Below are 18,924 nucleotides of genomic sequence, written 5' to 3' on the forward strand. Positions count from 1 at the left end.
TACCACAGTTTTGGGAGAGCACATGAGACAGCAAAAGACCATGGTCGCGCGCACCGCGATCGCGGGCGCGGTGGCGGTACTGGTGATGGGCATCGCCGCACAGGCGCGCGCGCAGGACGACATGAACACGAACGCGGCCAGCGCGGCCGCCGGTGCACCGGGCCCGCGCGCGGGCGAGACGCGGACCGTGATCGTCACGGGTGTGCGCGCCGCGCTGGAGCAGTCGATGCGCCAGAAGCGCAACGCGGACGCCGTCGTCGAGGTGGTGACGGCGGAAGACATCGGCAAGATGCCGGACAAGAACGTGGCCGACGCGATCCAGCGCCTGCCCGGCGTGAACACGCAGTCGTCCGCGGGCGGCGAGGGCGGCTTCGGCGAGAACGACCGCGTGAGCCTGCGCGGCACGAGCCCCAGCCTGCAGCAGACGCTGTTCAACGGCCACGCCATCAGTACGGGCGACTGGTTCGTGCTGAACCAGGTCGGCGGCAACGTGGGGCGCTCGTCGAGCTTCTCTCTGCTGCCGTCGGAACTCGTGGGCTCCATCGTCGTGCAGAAGAGCGCGACGGCCGACCTCGTGGAAGGCGGCGTTTCCGGCGCCATCAACGTGATCACGCGCCGTCCCCTCGACTTCCGCCAGCCGCTGACGGTCGAAGCGTCCGTGCAGGCCAATTACAACGACCTCGCGAAAAAGACCGAGCCGCAGGTGTCGGCCCTCGTCAGCTGGAAGAACCCGGCGAACAACGTCGGCGTGCTGCTGCAGGGCTTCTCGGAAAAGCAGAGCGTGCGCCGCGACGGCCAGGAAATCCTCGGCTACACGCCGATCAGCGCGACGAGCGCCGCCGCCGTCGCGAATCCATCGCTTGCCGGCGTGAAGGTCCCGACCTTCATCGGCGCCGCGCTGTTCGAGCAAAAGAAAAAGCGTGAAGGCGGCGCGTTCGACATCGAGGCGAAACCGTCGCGCGACATCGGCGTCGATTTGAACGGCTTTTATTCAAAGCTGAAGGCGCCGCACCAGAACACGAACTGGCTCGCCGCGCCCGCGAATTCGATCAACAGCGCGGGCCTGATTCCGCAGAACCCCGTCGTGCGCAACGGCACGCTCGTCGGCGCCGGGTTCACGAGCAATGCTGGCGAAGTGGACAACATCTACCGTCCGGATGCCGGCGGCGAATCGTGGTACGTCGACTTGAACGGCCGCTGGCGCGCGACGGAAGACCTGAGCTTCACGGGCAAGATCGGGCGCACGCACGGCGTGGGCTTCGACCACGGCGACGTCTACTACCAGAACAACGTCGACGGCGGCATGGTGTACGCGCTGAACGGCATGACGCCCGCCAGCGTCAGCTACCCGGGCGGGAACACGACGCAGCCCGGATCGACGGCATGGGCCGGCGGCGGCGAGGCGCAATCGGTCGACAAGGAAAAGTATGCGCAGGTCGACGGCGAATGGCGCGTGCACGACAACGCCTGGGTCCAGGCCGTGCGCTTCGGCGCGCGCTGGACGGACCACAAGCGCACGGCGGAACACCCGCTGGAAACGCGTCCGGGCCCGAACGGCTTCACGAATCCGGGACCGGCGTGGAGCGGCCAGATGTACCCGTCCGACTTCGGCTCGGACCTCGGCGGCAGCGTCTTCAACAACTACTTCAAGTACGACGGCGCGGCCCTCGGCGCCTGGGGCGCGGTGCCGGGCAACCGCCTGCTCGACTTCACGTTGCGCCACAACTGGCTCGACGAATTCCAGGTCGGCGAGAAGACGGCCGCCGTGTACGGCATGGCCGACATCGGCGGCGATGGCTGGAGCGGCAACTTCGGCCTGCGCGCCGTCGAGACGCGCCAGACGACGATCGTGAACCTGCCGGGCGGCCCGAACCCGATCACCGGTTCCGCGTTCGGTCCGTACACACCGACGACGTACGAGCGCACCTACCGCGACTATCTGCCGAGCGCGAACGTGAAGTTCGATGTCCGTTCCGACCTCGTCGTCCGCGCCGGCATCGCGAAGACGATGTCCCGGCCGGACTACAGCGCGCTGGGCGGCTCCGTGTCGCTGAACGACGACGCGCTGTCGGGCACCGGCGGCAACGTCAGGCTCGATCCGATCCGCTCCGTCAACTACGACCTGTCGGCCGAGTGGTACTACATGCCGAAGGCGATGCTGTCGGCGGGCCTGTTCTACATGGACTTCAGCTCCATCGTCGCGCAGGGCACGAGCACGGGCAGCTACTACAACAACAAGCGCGGCACGTTCACCGATTACCAGATCACGTCGCCGTACAACACGAAGGCGACGAACAAGGGCGTCGAGCTGTCGTGGCAGCAGCCCGTGTGGAACAACTTCGGCGTGCTGACGAACTACACGTGGGCCGACGGCGAACTCGATGGCGGCGGCGAGATGCTCAACGCGTCGAAGAACACGTACAACGTGACGGGCTATTACGAGAACGACAGGTTCAGCGCGCGTCTCGCGTACAGCTACCGTTCGTCGTACAAGGCCGGCGTCGACCGCGGCGCGAGCCAGCACGTGGATTCGATGCCGTCGCTGGCGGCCTCCGTGAACTACAAGCTGAACGAGCACCTCACGATCACGTTCGATGCGCTGAACCTCACCAACGAGACGATCAAGATGTACGCCGAGAACAAGGACCAGCCGCGCGCCTTCTATTCGAACGGCCGCACGTTCTACCTCGGCCTGCGCGGCAAGCTCTGATCGTGTCGCAACGGGAGAAGCGGGACGGCGTGCCCGTGGCCGCGGCATGGGAATGCCTGACGAACCTCGTCGCGGACGACGTGTTCGCGGCGCGGCTTCTGCTTACCAACGTGTCGGACGCGCCCATCGAACCCGGATGGACCATGTACTTCAACGCGTGCCGCCGTGTGTTGAACGTGAGCGCGGGCTTCGACCTCGCGCACGTCAACGGCGACCTGTTCTCGCTGCGCCGCACGAACGCGTCGGCGTGGCAGCCGGGCGAAGTGCTCGACGTGCGCTACGAGGCGCAGTTCTGGGCGATCAGCGAGACGGATGCGCCGCTCGGCTTCTACCTTGTCGACGCGGGCGGGCACACGGTCGACCTGGGCGACGCGGACGTCAAGCCGTTCGCGCGTCCGGAGCAACTGCGGCGCAACGCGCACGACGTGCTCCCGACAGCCGACGCGGCCTGGCGCTGGCACGAGAACGCGGGCCTGCGCCTGTTGCCGGCCGAGGAAGTCGGCCGCATCACGCCGACGCCGATCTCGGCGTGCTTTGCCGATGCGCGTTGCAAGCTGACGTGCGCGAGCGAGATCGTGGCCGGCGCCGCGCTGGCGGCCGAGGCAGCATTGCTGGGCACTTTGCTGGCCGATCTGCCGGACGGTGAAGGCGCGCGCATGCTGCTGGAGATCGGCACGGCGGCGGCGGAGGGGCCCGAGGCGTACCAGCTCGACATCGGCACCGACACGATCCTCGTGCGCGGCGCGAGTGCACACGGCGTGTTCAACGGCATCCAGACCTTGGCCCAGCTGCTCGATGCGGACGGCACGGTGCCGTGCGGCCGCGTGGTCGACGCGCCGCGCTTCGGCTACCGCGGCATGATGCTGGACGTCGCGCGCCACTTCGCGTCGGTGGCGACCGTGCAGCGCCTGCTCGACTGCATGGCGCGCTACAAGCTGAACCGCCTGCACCTGCACCTGACGGACGACGAGGGCTGGCGCCTCGCCATCGACGCGCTGCCGGAACTCACCGGCATCGGTTCGAAGCGCGGCGTCGCACCGGACGCCGGCGCCGTGCTGCCGGCATCGTTCGGCTCCGGCCCGGACGTGGCGTCGTCCGCCGGCACGGGGTTTTACGACGCGGACGACTTCATCGCGATCCTCCGCTACGCGCATGCGCGCCACATCGAAGTCATCCCGGAGTTCAACATGCCGGGCCACGCGCGCGCGGCCGTGCTGGCGATGCGCGCGCGTCACGACCGCCTGCGCGCGCAGGGCGACGTCGAGGGAGCGGAGCGCCACCTGCTGAGCGATCCGGACGACGCCTCCGTCTACGAATCCGTGCAGCTGTGGCGCGACAACGTGATCTGCATCGCGCTACCGTCCGTCGACCGTTTCATCGACACGGTCGTCGCGCACGTGGCCGCGCTGTACCGCGAGGCCGGCGTACCGCTGTCGACCATCCACACGGGCGGCGACGAAGTACCGCGCGGCGCCTGGGAAGGCTCGCCGCGGTGCCGGGCGCTGATGCGCGAGCGGGGCTGGACGCACGTGGGGCAGCTGCACGCCGATTTCGTGGGCCGCTGCCGCGCGATCCTGGCGCGCCACGGCATCGCGTTCGCCGGCTGGGAAGAGACGGCGCTCGCGTATGACGAGGCGCCGCCGCAGCCGCATGGCGGCTTCCTCGTCCATGCCTGGAACAATGCGTGGGGCTCGGGGAAGGAAGACGTCGCGTACCGCCTCGCCAACGCGGGCTACGACGTCGTGCTGGCGAATGCGGCGAACCTGTACTTCGACCTCGCGTACGCGAAGGACCCGCAGGAACCCGGCTATTACTGGGCCGGCTTCGTCGAGACGCGCCACGCGTTCGGCTTCTGCCCGCTGGACATGATCGTCAGCGCGGCCAACGATCCGATGGGCCAAGGCGTCCCGCCCGCGCGCCTGGCCGCGCTGGTGCGCCTGACGCCGGCAGGCCGGCGCCGCATCGTTGGCCTGCAGGGCCAGCTGTGGGGAGAAAATGCCCGCACGCGCGACCGCATCGAATACCTGGCCGCGCCGCGCCTCGTGGCGCTGGCGGAACGGGCGTGGGCGCCGGACCCCGGCTGGTGCGCAATCGAGGACACCGCCGCGCGCACGGCCGCGATGGACGACGCGTGGAACGAGTTCGCAAACCGCCTCGGCCAGCGCGAACTGCCGCGCCTCGACCGCGCGCCGCTCGCGTACGGCTACCGCCTGCCGCCGCCGGGCGCCGTCGCGCAAGGCCGCACCGTGCACGCGAACGTGGCCCTGCCGGGCCTCGCGCTGCATTACACTCTGGATGGCAGCGAGCCCGATGCCGCCAGCCCGCGCTACGCGGGTCCGGTACAAGCCGGGCCGGACGCCGCCGTGTTCAAGACCGCCACCTTCGACACGCGCGGACGCAAGAGCGCAACCGTCGTCATCGCACTGGATTCCCATGGATAGCATCCACCCCGACCACCTGACGCCCGCCGCCCGCCATCCGCTCGCGTGGGTGCCCACGCTGTACCTCGCGCAGGGCCTGCCGTTCTACAGCGTCGCCCTCGTGGCGGGGCTGATGTTCAAGAGCATGGGCGTGCCCAACGAGCAGATCGCGCGCTGGACCGGCATGCTGGGCCTCGCGTGGGTGTTCAAGGCGTTGTGGAGCCCGTTCCTGGAACTGGCGTCGAGCAAGAAGCGCGTCGTCGTCGTGCTGCAGGTCACGGGCGGCATCGCGCTCGGCGTGCTGTCGTTCGCGCTGCAGCTGCCCGCGTGGTTCGCGCTGGCGATCGGCCTGCTCGCCGTCGTGGCGCTCGCGTCCAGCACGCACGACATCGCGGCCGACGGTTTATATATCGCGAGCCTGTCGGCGCGCCAGCAGGCCGCGTATGCCGGCTGGCAGGGCGCCTTCTTCAACGGCGCTAAATTCCTGTCGCTGGGCGGCCTCGTGATCCTGGCCGGCTTCCTCGAGCAGCGCATCGGCGCATCGGCCGCATGGGCCACCGTGTTCGCGCTGCTGGGCGCCTTGCTGGCGGGGCTGGGGCTGTACCACGCGTGGGCGCTGCCCGGCACGCTCACGCCGGCAGCGGTTGGTGCCTCCATGCGCGGCGCCGCCGACGTGCTGGTCGACGTCGTGCGCGCGTTCTTCGCCAAGCCCGGCATCTGGATGGGTATCGTGTTCATCCTGCTGTTCCGCCTCGCGGAAGGGCAGGTGCAGACGATCGGGCCGCTGTTCCTGCGCGACGCGCGCGCGCTCGGCGGCCTCGGTCTCTCGACGCAGGAAGTGGGCGCCATCTACGGCACGGCCGGTACGGCGGCCTTCCTCGTCGGCAGCATCCTCGGCGGCTGGTTCACGTCGCGCGTGGGCCTCGCGCGCGCGATGCTCGTGCTGATCCTCGCGATGAACGTGCCGAACCTCGTGTTCTGGTACCTGAGCGCGATGCAGCCGGACAGCCTGGGCTGGATCACGGCGGCGCTGTCGCTGGAGATGTTCGGCTACGGTTTCGGCTTCGTGGGCATGATCCTGTTCATCATGCAGGTGATCGCGCCGGGCCGCTACCAGACGGCACATTACGCGCTGGGGTCCGGTTTCATGCAGCTGGGCTTCGTGCTGTCGAAGGTGGTCAGCGGCGACATCCAGCTGCTGCTCGGCTACCGCCACTTCTTCCTGTGGGTCGTGCTGTCGGCGCTGCCCGTGCTCGTGCTGACGCGCTTCGTGAAAATGGCGCCGGCCGACGGCGCCTGACCGTCAGCGGCGGTACGTCGGGCGGCGCGCCGGTGCCGCGTTGCGCTTCTCGATGTGGCGGAACGTGATCCGGCCCTTGCTGAGGTCGTACGCCGACATTTCCAAGGTGACGCGGTCGCCCGCCAGGATGCGGATGTGGTGCTGGCGCATCTTGCCGGACGTGTAGGCGATCAGCTTGTGACCGTTGTCCAGGTCCACGCGAAAGCGCGAGTCGGGGAGGATTTCCTGGACGATGCCGTCCATTTCGATGAGTTCTTCTTTGGCCATGAGGGTTCCTTGGTAGGCGCAGGCGGGCCGGCGGGTGCGCATGCTGCGCGCGACGCTTGCCGGGGCATGAGGCGGGATGGAGAAGGGCACCGGTGCGTGCTCGAGGCGCCGGCGGTGAGGTGGTCCGGATTTCTGTCCAGAAATCGCATTATACGGCATCTGGATGGCCCACACGCGTCTTTTTGAAATTTATACGCCTCTCATACTCCAATTGGAGTATATTGGGCGTATCGATTGCACGGAGACGCCATGAAGCTCGTCGAAACAAAGCCCAAATTCCCCGACACGGACAAGGTCACGATCAATCTCGGCCTCGTCGACCTGGCCCAGATGGACCTGCTCGTGGCGGAAGGTTTTTATACGAACCGTACGGATTTCGTCCGCACGGCCATCCGCAACCAGTTGCAGCAGCACGGCGACGCGATCCGCCAGACGGTCACGCGCAAGCGCTTCGTGATGGGCATGCAGCGCTACACGAAGGCGGAACTGGAAGCGGGCGTGGCGGCCGGCGAACGGCTCGACATCCACGTGCTGGGCCTCGCGACGATCGACGACGACGTCACGCCCGAACTGGCACGCGCGGCGATCGCGTCGATCCAGGTGCTGGGCGCGTTCATCGCTCCGGCCGCCGTCAAGTCCGCCCTCGCGGACCGCATCCATTCTTAAGGAACACCATGAAACCGTATGAACAATTTGTTGAAAACATCCTGGGCGCCGTGCGCTCGGGCCAGGGCAAGGACCCGGCCGCGGCCACCGCGCTGATCCAGGATGCGCTGCGCAATGCCGGGCTGATGCCGGCCGCCGCGGAACCGGCAGCGCGTACGCCGTTCCCCGACCTGAACGGCATGCCGGACTGGCTGCGCCGCACGGGCGCGCCCGCGGGCGACTGGCGCGCGCGCGTCGATGCGCTGCGGCCGCGCACGCCAGCGGCGACGCCGGACGCGCCCGGCCAATTCCTCGACGGCGTATTCTCGAATGGCGCGGGCTCGCGCCGTTACCGGCTGTACGTGCCGGCGCGCGCGGCGTCCGGGCCGCGGCCGCTCGTCGTGATGCTGCACGGCTGCCAGCAGAGCGCCGGCGATTTCGCGGCCGGCACGGCGATGAACCGGCTCGCGGAGGAGCACGGCTGCCTCGTGCTGTATCCGGACCAGGAGCGGGGCGCCAACAGCTCGAATTGCTGGAACTGGTTCGACGCGGCGCACCAGAAGCGGGGGCAGGGCGAGCCGGCGCTGCTCGCCGGCATGACGGGCCAGGTCGTGCAGGAGCACGGCGCCGATCCGCGCCGCGTCTACGTGGCCGGGCTGTCGGCCGGCGGCGCGATGGCGGCCGTGCTGGGCGCCGCGTATCCCGACGTGTATGCGGCCGTCGGCGTGCATTCCGGCTTGCCGGCGGGTGCCGCGCGCGACCTGATGTCCGGCCTGCATGCGATGAAAGGCTCCGGCAAAGGGGGCCGCCATGCGCCGCTGCGTCGGCGCGTGCCTTTGATCGTGTTCCATGGGGACCAGGACGCCGTCGTGCATCCATCGAACGGCGCGGCGCTGTACCGCCAGTTCACGGGCGCGGGCGCGGATGCGTCGCTGCGCGAGATCGAGGAGAGCGGCGCTGCCGGCGCGGGCCGCGGCCACACGCGCACGACGGCGCTGGACGGCGGCGGCCGCGTGGTGGCGGAATACTGGGTCGTGCATGGAGCCGGCCACGCGTGGGCGGGCGGCGATCCGGCAGGGTCGTACACGGATGCGACGGGGCCTGACGCATCGGCCGAGATGTTGCGCTTCTTCCTTGACCGGACCGCGGGCTGAGCGGCCGCTGTTGCGAAGGCGCCAGGTTTGCTATGCTGGAGGATTCCCAAGATCGTTGATGGAGTACACGATGGTTTCCCTGCAGGAGCAGCTGATGAAGGCCGGGCTGGTCGACAAGAAGAAGGTCAAGGTCGCCAACCAGGAAAAGTCCAAGCAGCAAAAGATTGAGCGGCGCACCGGCGTGCAAAGCGTCAACGAGACGAAGGAGGCGGTGCTCGAGGCGCAGCGCCAGCAGGCCGAGCGCGCCCGCGCGCTGAACGCCCAGCGCGACGCCGCCGCGGCCGCGAAGGCCGTCGAGGCGCAGATCGCGCAGATGATCCAGGTGAACCGCCAGCCCAAGGGCAAGGGCAACCTGGACGTCGCGTACAACTTCACCATCGGCACGAAGATCGAGCGCATTCACGTCTCCAGCACGGTGCGCGACCACCTCGTGGCCGGGCGCCTGTCCATCGTCGCCCACGGCGGCGGCTTCGAACTGGTGCCGCGCGTGATCGCCGACAAGATCGCGGAGCGGGCGCCGGAGCGCGTCGTGCGCGTCAACAAGGCGGCCGAACCCGTCGCGGCCGACCAGGACGATCCGTACAAGGACTTCAAGATTCCGGACGACTTCGACTGGTAAACCACCGACGTCGACCCACATCACATCAGGGGACGCCGGCCCTGGACTTGTCGTTTTTTTATGCTAGCTTCTATGGATCAGTGATCTCGAGGAGGCTGGCATGGCATCTCCGCAACGGCAGTACGTGGCGATTTCCGACCACGCGCTGCAGCAGACCGTGGGCTGGATCGCATTCGCGATGCCCTTGTTCGTCAGGGCCGTGGCATTCCTGCACGACGGCATCTGGACGACGAATTCGATCAGCGCCTATTACTACACGAACCTGCGCGACGTGTTCGTCGGCGCACTCGTCGTCGGCGGCGTCGTGCTCGCGTTCTTCCCGTCGCCGCACAAGATGGACCGCTGGCTGTCCCGCATCGCCGGGGTGGCGGCCGTCGGCATCGCGCTGTTTCCCATGTCGATCGAGGAAGGCGTCATCGATTGGGTGGGCGCGACGACGCCGGCAGCGCGCAAGGCCTATGTGCAGGCGCTGGAGCACGGCCCGCACGGTCCGCTGCACTACCACTATGCGTTTGTCGTCGTGTTCTTCGCGATCGTCTTCTACCTCGTGACGTTCCGGTTCAAGGCCAACACCCCGGCCGATCCGACGGAGCGTAAGCTCAGGCGCAACAAGGTGTATGCCGTGTGCGGCTACCTGATGGGGGCCGCGTTCCTGTGGATGGCCGTCATCTGGCTCCGGCACCACAGCGACCAGAACGAGATGGCCTCGATCTTTTATCCGGAAACGCTGGCCGTGATGGCGTTCGCGGCCGCTTGGCTCGTCAAGGGACAAGTGGTGTTGAAGGACCGCCCGCGCACCGCGCCTGTCGCGCACCCGGCCATCAAGGTAATCCCTGCGGGCTAGCGCTTCTTGACGGGCAGTGCGAGCCAGCCGCGCCAGCGGCCTTCGGGCGTGCGCTCGACCTTCTGGATGTGCGGCCGGGTGCTGTCCAGGCGCCAGACAGCCTGCTTGTCGAGCCAGTCCTCGTACATGGAGCGGAAGCGCGGCCATTCGTCGTCGAAGTCGAGGCAGGCATAGCTGCCGGCCGGCAGCACGCGCAGGCCCAGCGCCGGGTCGACGACCGTGTCGTCGGCGCAGCCGAAGTCGTAGCAGTATTCGCGCTCGCCCGTGAAACCGGGGTCCTCGTCGAACACGCCGTACCATGCCGTGCCGGTGGGCACGCCGTCGGCCTGTTCGCGTTCGCGGATGAAGTCGTGGCAGGCGAACGACAGCGCCGCGCCGGACTGGCCGAAGAAGCGCTGGTAGCGCAGGTTCAGCGCCGGCAGGTTGCGCACGGCGATGCGGGCGGCAATCGTGCCGGGCTCCGGCTGGCAGTAGGGCGCGAGGATCGCTTCCAGGTCGTCCGGCTCGGCCACGAAGAAGCTGACGTCGCTCTCGCGCCCGACTTGTTGGTCCATGTAGTCGCGCCAGCCCCCTTCGCGCCAGGCCTTGGCCGACATCGCGAACTGTTGCTTGAATGCCTTGGCGAATGCGGCGTTCGATGGAAAACCGCAGTCTTGCGCGATGCGCACGATGGGCACGTCCGGCTCGTGGCGCAGCAGGTGCGCCGCGCGGCGCAGGCGGCGCTTGCGCTGGTATTCGACGGCCGAGAACCCCGTCAGCTCGCGGAAGATGCGGTCGAAGTGGAACGACGAATAGCTGGCCGAAGCCGCCAGCGATTTCAATGCGAGCGGATCGCCGACCGAGTCCAGCATGAGGTCCATGACTTCGTACAGGCGCGACACGCGCGCGGCGGTCTTCATGCGCAGGGCCACCCGGCGTGGGCCGGCCGGATCGGGACGGATCGAGGAAAACGCGTCATCAACGGCGATCGTTACAAAATTGAAATAACTAGTTTCCGTAAATAACACGACCTTGGCAAGCATTTGCCGCCGCCGGGTCGCAGAGTGTTGTCGGTACGCGTCCCAGCCCGCGCATCGTCATTTCTCATGAGTTAACTCGACGATACGTATGACCGCTGCAATAAGTTCCAGTTCACATAACTAGCGCGAACGCAGCCAAAAAAAATGGCACATGCGCGCATGTGCCATCGGGAGCGGGGACGGCGCCCGTGTCAGTTCATGCCGCCCTGGGCGACGGGCGCGGCAGGCGCCGCCGGTGCCGATGCCGCGGCTGCGGCGGCCGGTGCCGCGGCCTGCGGCGCCGCGGCCGGCACGTTGGTCTGCTGGCCCATCAGGATCTGGAACGTGGTCGGATAATCGTAGCCGGCACCCGTCGCGGCATCCACGCCGGCACCGATGAAGCCGCCGACCAGGATATTGCCCGCCATCATGCCCTTGGTCGCGGACTTGATCGTGGCGAGGCCCGGATCGAAGCCCAGCTTTTCGCATTTCACGTTCATGTCGCCGTAGGCACGGTGCACGGTGACTGTGCCGGGCGTCGTCACGTAATAGACGCCCTTATCGTTTTCGAGCTTGCAGGTCGCGCCCGTGACGGGGCCGCTGGCGTGCAACGTCTCCACCGAGACGACTTGATTCGTACCGCTGACGATCGACGCGCATCCCGTGAGGCTGCTCGCACCGGCCAGGACGGCCGTCATCATCGCGATGCGTAAAACTGGTTTGGACATTTTCTCTCCCTGGACCTGGCCGACGGGTTCGACCATTTATTGTTGGAAACATATTTATACATATGCAAGTATTTTTTTGCAATAAATATTTTCCAAAACCAAGGAAAGAACCGCGGCATCATCTTGTCTGCCGCGTCACCTCCAGCTTCGACAGGTCGAATCCCTGCCGCTCCAGGCGGTCGAGCAGGGCGTTGTACGCCTGGCGCGACACGGTCGGCGTGCGCGCCAGGATCCACAGGTAATCGCGACCGGGCTCGCTGACGGCGGCCAGCTGGTAGCCCGGATCGAGGTCGATCACCCAGTAATCGCCCCACACGAACGGCAGGAACGACAGCCAGCGGGGCGCGAAGCGCACCTTCAGCGTGGGCGACGTGGGCCCGCCCAGCTGGCGGGCCGTGCCGGCGGCATCGACGAAGGTGCCGTCCGCGCGGCGGCAGCGGTTGATGACCTGGACGGTGCGGTCGGGCTGCAAGCTGTAGTGCGCGGTCGTGTCGCCCGCGCACTGTTTCTGGAAGCGGTTCGGGAATTTCGCGATTTCGTACCAGACGCCCATGTAGCGGGGCACGTCGAGGCTCGGGATCGGCGTCACGGGCGTGGCGCGGGTGCCCCGCTCGGCGGCCAGCAGGGCGGCGCTGGCGCCAAGCAGGCCGAGCAGCAGAAGGATCAGGCGGGAATTCGGCAGCATGGGCAGCATCGGTTGACTGAACGGTATCTATCCTACGACAACGCGGCGTCGGTCGGCGCCACCCGCGCACGGCGAGTGATACGACGATCGATATCGGCCGTGCCGAAAATTTCATCAGCGGCGCACGGTTTTTCCATATGCCATCTGGATAGCATGCAACTACCTGCCAATCCGGTGGGCATAACAAGATGAATGCATAGAGGAGACATCTATGAAACTGTTATTGGCCGTCGCGGCCTTCCTGATCGCCTGTTCGGCGTCCGCGCTGGACTTGCAGGGCCTGCAGAATTCCCACGACCCCGGCACGATCGTGAAGGACCACGACACCTATTTCCACTTCACGACCGGGACCAACGGCATCTGGTATTCGACGTCGACGGACCTCGTCAACTGGGGCACGACGACGGGCAACGTGTTTTCGTCCACGAGTTATCCGTCCTGGATCACCAGCAATTTCCCGAACTGGAGCAAAGGCTCGTTCTGGGCGCCGGACGTGATCAAGATGAACGGGTATTTCTACCTGTACTACTCGGTGACGGACACGTTCGGCAATGCCAATTCCGCCATCGGCGTCGCGCGCTCGCCATCGCTGAAGAACCCCGTGTGGACGGACCTCGGCATCGTCGTGCAATCGAGCGGCGGTGCCGGCGCGAACGTGATCAATGCGATCGACCCGGCCGTGTTCCGCGACCATGACGGCAAGGTGTATCTCACCTACGGCTCGTTCTTCAACGGCATCGGCGTGGCCGAGATCAACCAGGGTACGGGCAAGCTGGCGACGAACGTCACGCACCTGATCGGTGGGAATGGCCTGGACATGGAAGGCGCCTACATCACGCGCAACAAGGGCTATTACTACCTGTTCGTCAATCGCGGCGCCTGCTGCACGAATCCGCTGTCGAACACGACCTATTATGTCGAAGTCTATCGCTCGACGAGCGTGACGGGCCCCTACACGGGCGGAAATGTGTACAACGGCACGAACACGGTCATGCCGAACGTCGACGGCGCGGCGCCCACGCACAAGGGGCCAGGCCACGTGGGTGTGCTGAAGAAGGATGGCTGCAACTACGTGTCGACGCACTACGTGGACACGAGCGACGGCAATGCCAAGCTGCAGTTGATGCTGATGACGTACGACACGAACGACTGGCCCGTCCTGACGCGCAACTTCACGAGCATCGCGAGCTGCGGCGGCATCAGCGACGATCCGTACGTGTTCACGTCCGCCCTCAGCGGCAAGGCAATCACGGTGGCGAACGCGTCGACGACGAACGGCGCCCTCGTGCAGCAGCTGACGTATTCCGGCGCCCAGAACCAGAAGTGGTACGTGATCGGCCATGGCGACGGCTACTACAGCATCATCAACGCGAACAGCCTGCTCAGCATGGACGACTACAACAACTCGACGACGGCGGGCACGAACATCGCCCAGTGGGGTTACTGGGCCGGCAACGGCCAGCAGTGGAGCTTCGCCAGCGCCGGGTCCGGTTACTTCACGGTGAAGAATCTTCTGTCCGGCATGGTGCTGGACGTGCAGAACAAGAGCACGGCCGACAATGCGCAGATCATCCAGTATCCATCGAATGGCGGTACCAACCAGAAGTGGGCGATGGACGCGCAGTAAACGCACGACGGGGCGGCGCTTGCCGCCCTTTTCGCGCTGCTTTTGTTGCCAATAAGAAATTAATTCGACCGCTTATTCGTTGCAAAAATCTCTAGCATGCGTTGACGCATATGTCGAGTAATATCTGCGAATTCATCAATTTGTAATTAAAAAGCGACAACTTTTCACACGAATGCGTCGTCAATTTCATAGGGAAATCCGAATTTTGTTCAATTTCTTATATCCAATACAATAGTTAATTTGGGTAATTTTCTTAGATCGGAAATTGTTTTCTTGCTAAAGTGAAAAATCGTGCAGTTGGTAAAAAAACACGAATGGCCGGTAACCCATCGGCACTTCCACTTCAAGGCGAGAGACAATGACAACACATCCGACTTCTTGCGTTTCACCCGCCCGATCCGGGCTGAACAAACTGGTTCTTGGCGCCGCCGCGGCGCTTGCGCTGTTGGGCACGGCACCGGCCATGGCCGCCACGGTGAATTTCGAATCCCTGGTTGCCGACACGGTCTACGGCGGCGGCGACACGCTGTCCGAGGCCGGCTACACGCTGCACGCGGTCGACAATCACGCCGGCACGAGCGGCGGCGTTGGCCTGCTCGTCAACGGCCTCGATCCGACCAGCTGCTGGCTGGGCGGCTGCCCCACCAACAACACGAGCCATTTCTACGCCGGCCTCAACGACGGCGGCTTCACGATCACGAAGGATGACGGCGGCGTCTTCAGCCTGCGCAGCCTCGACTACGGCTTCATCGCCCCGGTCGGCGGCCTGGCGAACGTCTCGTACGGCCAGCTGATGTTGACGGGCACGTTCGGCAACGGCGGCTCGGCCAGCATCGCCCTCGACTTCCCCGGCACCGACGGCAGCGGCAATCCGCTGTTCGATTCGGCCACGCTGCCCACCGCATTCGGCAACACGCTGCTGAACAGCCTGACGGTCCGCGCCTGCCTGTTCGACGGCATGGGCGGCTGCACGGTCGCGCAGGACTGGACCGATCCGTCGATCTACCAGGCGCAGTTCGCCGTCGACAACCTGCGGCTGGCCGAAGTGCCCGAGCCGGCGAGCCTGGCCCTGATCGGCCTCGGCATGGGCGCGCTGCTGCAGCGCCGCCGCAAGTCCTCGTCCAAACACGCCTGATCCGCCGGAGCCGACCATGAAATTGCGTCCCATCACTTCGGCCGTCCTGTTCGCGCTGACCGTCGCCGCGGCCTCGTCCGTCCACGCCGACGACGTCCGCCGCTCGTACATCGTCCAGCTGGCCGACAAGCCCGTCGCCACCTACGACGGCAGCGTCAGCGGCCTGCAAGCCACCAAGCCGCCCAGCGGGCAGCGCCTGAACGTCGACGCGTCCAGCGTCCAGAACTACATCACCTACCTCGAGACCAAGCAGGCCGACGTCCTCTCGACGATCAACAAGGCCCAGGTCACGAACGAATACAAGGTCGTCTTCAACGGCTTCTCGGCCCTGCTGACCGACGCAGAAGTCCGTTCCCTGAAGAAGAATCCCGGCGTCGCCAGCATCTCGGCCGACTCGATCCTGCAGCTCGACACGAGCTACACCCCGACGTTCCTCGGCCTCGACAAGCCGGGCGGCCTGTGGGACCAGCTCGGCGGCCAGGACAAGGCGGGCGAGGGCATCATCATCGGCATCGTCGACGGCGGCATCTGGCCCGAGCAGGACAGCTTCGCCGACCGTGTCGACGAGAACGGCAACCCGAGCCGCAGCGGCAGCAAGCTCGCCTACGACGCCCCGCCGGCGTCGTGGAAAGGCATCTGCCAGGCTGGTGAAGGCTTCGCCGTCACCGACTGCAACAACAAGCTGATCGGCGCGCGTTACTTCAAGCAGTCGACGCAGACCTTGCACTGGACCGAATTTTTGTCGGCGCGCGATTCCGTCGCGGGCGCGGAAGGCCATGGCGGCCACGGCGACCACACGGCCAGCACGGCCGGTGGCAATGCGCACGTGAATGCCGTCATCAACGGCCTGTCGCTGGGCAAGGTCACGGGCATGGCGCCGCGCGCGCGCCTCGCCGCGTATAAAGTCTGCTGGACGGACGGCGTGACCGGCGCGAACGGCTGCGCCACGTCGAACAGCGTGGCCGCGATCGAGCAGGCCGTCAAGGACGGCGTGAACGTCATCAACTTCTCGATCGGCCCGAACGCCGGCGGCGGTGCGTTCAACGAACCGACGGAAGTCGCGTTCCTCGGCGCCGCGGCGGCCGGCGTGTTCGTCGCCGCATCCGCGGGCAACTCCGGGCCGTCGACGGCACCGGTCGCCCACATCAGCCCGTGGCTGACCACGGTCGGCAACTCCACGCACAACCGCACGTACGCGGGCGACGTCGCGCTGGGCAACGGCGTGACCGTCACCGGCGCGTCGGGCAACGCGAACACGCCGTCGGCGCCGCTGATCCTCGCCCGCGACGCGGGCGTGGCGGGCGTCGATCCGAGCAACATCAACCTGAACCGCTGCTTCGGCCCGGCCGACGGCGCTCCCGTCATGCTCGATCCTGCCAAGGTGACGGGCAAGGTCCTCGTCTGCGACCGCGGCGCCAACGTCCTGGTCAACAAGAGCGCGAACGGCAAGACGGCCGGCGCCGTGGGCGTCATCATCGCCAACGTGCCCGGCGGCGCGACGACGATCCTGAACCAGGCCCACACCATCTCCACGGTCCACATCACGAAGGACGACGGCCAGAAGGTCAAGGATTATTACGCGGCCACGCCGGGTGCCACGGCGGCGCTGAACAACCTGCGCGGCATCGTCGATCCGAACCTCGTCGCGCCGCAGATGAACAACAGTTCGTCGCGCGGCCCGAACGTGGCCAACGCCAACATCATGAAGCCGGACGTCACGGCACCGGGCACGGACATCCTGGCGGCCGTCAGCGCCGACCTGACCCGTGACCAGCGCAATGCGGTGGCCGCCGGCTCAGCGGCGCCGAGCAAGGACTTCGCGTTCTACACGGGCACGTCGATGGCGTCGCCGCACGTGGCCGGCATCGCCGCGCTGCTTAAACAGCGCCATCCGGACTGGAGCCCGGCGATGATCAAGTCGGCCCTGATGACGACCGCGTACGACACCTTCAACGACGGCTTGAACGGCTCCGTGTCGTGGGACAGCACGGCCCGCACGACCGGCACGCTGCCGTGGGGCCAGGGCGCCGGCCACGTGGCGCCGTCCGTCGCCGTCGATCCGGGCCTCGTGTACGACGCGTCCGAGATCGACTATGCGCGCTTCCTGTGCGGCCTCGGCATCACGAACGTGTACGGCCCGGCGACCTGCTCGGCCGTCGGTACGATCCAGCCGTACAACCTGAACCTCGCGTCGCTGACGGCCGCCAACGTGCTGGGTATCCTGACGATGACCCGCACGGTGACGAACGTGGGCGGCGCCTCGGCGACGTACAACGCGAACGCCGTGCTGCCGGGCTTCACGGTCGACGTGCAACCGGCCACGCTCACGCTGGCGCCCGGAGCGAAAGGCACGTTCACCGTCAAGCTGACCCGCACGACCGCGCCGCTGAACACGTGGGTGTACGGCAAGCTGACGTGGAGCGACGGCATGCACACCGTGCGCAGCCCGCTGACCGCCCGCGCCGCCACGATCGCCGCACCGGCCTCCGTGGCGAGCGAAGCGACTTCCGGCACGAAGGTGGTCACCATCGGCACCGGCTTCGGCGGCCCGCTGGCGATCGCCAAGTCCGGCCTGATCCCGGCCACCGAGTTCAACTCGACGGTCGTGAAGGCGTCGGACACGTCGAACGCCGTGTGCACGGGCGGTGGCGGCACGGGCGTGAACGTCCACACGGTCACCATCCCGGCCGGCACGACGAAGGCGCGCTTCGCCCTGTACGACAGCGACACGAGCGGCGACGGCCTGTCCGACCTGGACCTCGTCGTGGCACGCGGCGCGACCGTCGTCGGCACCAGTGGCGGCTCGACGTCCAACGAGATGGTCACGCTGACCAACCCGCCGGCCGGCGACTACAAGGTCTGCGTCGTCGGCTATGCGCCGGTGGGCGGCAGCGCCACGTACAAGCTGTCGACGTGGGTGCTGAACCCGGCCGCGACCGGCGGCAATTTCAAGGTGATGGCACCGAGCATGGTCGCGCTGGGCGGCACGGCGTCGGTGTCGCTGTCGTGGTCGGGTCTGCCGACCGGCAAGCGTCACCTGGGTGCGGTCGGCTTCGTGAGCGGCGGGGCCGTGGTCGCGACGACGATGGTCGAAGTCGACACGACGGATCCGATCCCCCTGTTCCAGAACGCCGGCGACAAGCAGGCGAAGGTCGAGTAATCGTCCTGGCAGGGCCGCCACAAGCGGCCCCTGCGACAAAGCCGCGGCCGTGTGCCGCGGCTTTGTCGTTTCTACGGTGTGCGAATCAGCGCGCGACGGGCGCCGTGCCGCCGGGGCCGTTGGTGCCCGCGCGCAGCTGGCAGTGGCCGGCGGCGCACGTGGCGCCCGGATCGGGGACGACGGAGCAGGTCGACATCATGCCGGCCTTGGCATCCTCCGCGCGGCGCGCGGCCGCGTGCTCGGCCACGAGCGCGCGCAGGCGCGTGCCGTCGCCGTTCTTGCTGGACCACGCGAGATAGCGTTCGGGACCGCCGCACGCCTTGGCGCCGACGCCGATCGTGTGGCATTGCGCATCGCTGTCGCACGCGGCATCGCCGCGCTCGGCCTCGATGCGCGCGAGCAGGGGCGCGCTGCCTCGTTCGGCAGCGGTCGACGGATTTTGTGGCGCATCGCTGCGGCAGGCGCTGCTCGCCAGCAGCAGCGCCAGGCCGGCCAGGTGCGCGAGGGCACGGGAAGGGATGAGCGGGTTCATGCCCCATGATCGCGTGCGCGGCCGCGGCTGGCAAGGGGCGCACGGTTGCCGCCACCATGGCCCGGTCACGGCACAGTCATATTCCGCCGCTACAGTGCCA

General features: G+C 67.0%; 15 protein-coding genes. 10 read left to right on the forward strand and 5 right to left on the reverse strand.

Features of this window, described 5'->3' with window-relative positions; translation table 11 throughout:
* Nucleotides 1-22: 22 nt before the first annotated feature.
* The 3 genes from HAV22_RS13525 to HAV22_RS13535 are packed head-to-tail and all read left to right on the forward strand — an operon-like array spanning nt 23 to nt 6,430.
* Nucleotides 23-2,710 carry a TonB-dependent receptor gene (locus HAV22_RS13525; protein ID WP_229421220.1) on the forward strand — a complete coding sequence of 896 codons (2,688 nt, stop codon included), beginning with the start codon at nt 23-25 and terminating at the stop codon, nt 2,708-2,710.
* 2 nt (nt 2,711-2,712) lie between these two features.
* Nucleotides 2,713-5,151: a family 20 glycosylhydrolase gene (locus tag HAV22_RS13530; protein WP_371869639.1), complete on the forward strand. Its 2,439-nt coding sequence runs from the start codon at nt 2,713-2,715 to the stop codon at nt 5,149-5,151.
* On the forward strand, nt 5,144-6,430 hold the full coding sequence (locus HAV22_RS13535; RefSeq protein ID WP_166859603.1) for an MFS transporter: 1,287 nt from the start codon (nt 5,144-5,146) through the stop codon (nt 6,428-6,430). Before HAV22_RS13530 ends, HAV22_RS13535 begins: the two co-directional genes overlap by 8 nt.
* A gap of 3 nt (nt 6,431-6,433) precedes the next feature.
* Here HAV22_RS13535 and infA read toward each other — a convergent pair whose 3' ends face one another.
* Nucleotides 6,434-6,697: a translation initiation factor IF-1 gene (gene infA, locus HAV22_RS13540; protein WP_056129853.1), complete on the reverse strand. Its 264-nt coding sequence runs from the start codon at nt 6,695-6,697 to the stop codon at nt 6,434-6,436.
* 249 nt (nt 6,698-6,946) lie between these two features.
* On the opposite strand from infA, the gene HAV22_RS13545 reads away from it, so the two are divergent.
* The 4 genes from HAV22_RS13545 (at nt 6,947) to HAV22_RS13560 (ending at nt 9,959) form a co-directional block, all read left to right on the forward strand.
* Nucleotides 6,947-7,363: a ribbon-helix-helix domain-containing protein gene (locus HAV22_RS13545; protein WP_166859604.1), complete on the forward strand. Its 417-nt coding sequence runs from the start codon at nt 6,947-6,949 to the stop codon at nt 7,361-7,363.
* An 8-nt stretch (nt 7,364-7,371) separates the two neighbouring features.
* On the forward strand, nt 7,372-8,496 hold the full coding sequence (locus HAV22_RS13550) for an extracellular catalytic domain type 1 short-chain-length polyhydroxyalkanoate depolymerase (RefSeq protein WP_166859605.1): 1,125 nt from the start codon (nt 7,372-7,374) through the stop codon (nt 8,494-8,496).
* 70 nt (nt 8,497-8,566) lie between these two features.
* Nucleotides 8,567-9,115, forward strand: a complete 549-nt coding sequence (locus HAV22_RS13555; RefSeq protein ID WP_166859606.1) for a DUF2058 domain-containing protein — start codon at nt 8,567-8,569, stop codon at nt 9,113-9,115.
* 100 nt (nt 9,116-9,215) lie between these two features.
* Nucleotides 9,216-9,959, forward strand: coding sequence for a hypothetical protein (locus tag HAV22_RS13560; RefSeq protein ID WP_166859607.1), 744 nt, complete (start codon nt 9,216-9,218; stop codon nt 9,957-9,959).
* Here HAV22_RS13560 and HAV22_RS13565 read toward each other — a convergent pair.
* From HAV22_RS13565 to HAV22_RS13575, 3 genes are all read right to left on the reverse strand, one after another.
* Entirely contained in the window at nt 9,956-10,858 is a 903-nt protein-coding gene (locus HAV22_RS13565) for a helix-turn-helix domain-containing protein (protein WP_166859608.1), read from the reverse strand. The two genes, HAV22_RS13560 and HAV22_RS13565, sit on opposite strands and share 4 nt — an antisense overlap.
* Before the next feature lie 311 nt (nt 10,859-11,169).
* Nucleotides 11,170-11,685 (reverse strand): hypothetical protein, encoded by a 516-nt coding sequence (locus tag HAV22_RS13570; protein ID WP_208296182.1) that lies wholly within the window; start codon nt 11,683-11,685, stop codon nt 11,170-11,172.
* Nucleotides 11,686-11,803: 118 nt separating this feature from the next.
* Nucleotides 11,804-12,370, reverse strand: coding sequence for a lipocalin family protein (locus tag HAV22_RS13575; protein ID WP_166859609.1), 567 nt, complete (start codon nt 12,368-12,370; stop codon nt 11,804-11,806).
* A 211-nt stretch (nt 12,371-12,581) separates the two neighbouring features.
* On the opposite strand from HAV22_RS13575, the gene HAV22_RS13580 reads away from it, so the two are divergent.
* The 3 genes from HAV22_RS13580 to HAV22_RS13590 all read left to right on the forward strand — a co-directional run bounded on the left by HAV22_RS13580 (nt 12,582) and on the right by HAV22_RS13590 (nt 18,292).
* On the forward strand, nt 12,582-13,997 hold the full coding sequence (locus HAV22_RS13580) for a family 43 glycosylhydrolase (RefSeq protein ID WP_166859610.1): 1,416 nt from the start codon (nt 12,582-12,584) through the stop codon (nt 13,995-13,997).
* Between the two features lie 358 nt (nt 13,998-14,355).
* Entirely contained in the window at nt 14,356-15,132 is a 777-nt protein-coding gene (locus HAV22_RS13585; protein ID WP_166859611.1) for an NF038120 family PEP-CTERM protein, read from the forward strand.
* A gap of 16 nt (nt 15,133-15,148) precedes the next feature.
* Nucleotides 15,149-18,292: a S8 family serine peptidase gene (locus tag HAV22_RS13590; RefSeq protein ID WP_166859612.1), complete on the forward strand. Its 3,144-nt coding sequence runs from the start codon at nt 15,149-15,151 to the stop codon at nt 18,290-18,292.
* Nucleotides 18,293-18,377: 85 nt separating this feature from the next.
* Here HAV22_RS13590 and HAV22_RS13595 read toward each other — a convergent pair whose 3' ends face one another.
* Nucleotides 18,378-18,824, reverse strand: a complete 447-nt coding sequence (locus HAV22_RS13595) for a hypothetical protein (RefSeq protein ID WP_166859613.1) — start codon at nt 18,822-18,824, stop codon at nt 18,378-18,380.
* Between the last annotated feature and the right edge of the window lie 100 nt (nt 18,825-18,924).

Origin of the sequence: Telluria antibiotica, assembly GCF_011682055.1 — a bacterium.
Lineage (GTDB): Bacteria > Pseudomonadota > Gammaproteobacteria > Burkholderiales > Burkholderiaceae_D > Telluria > Telluria antibiotica.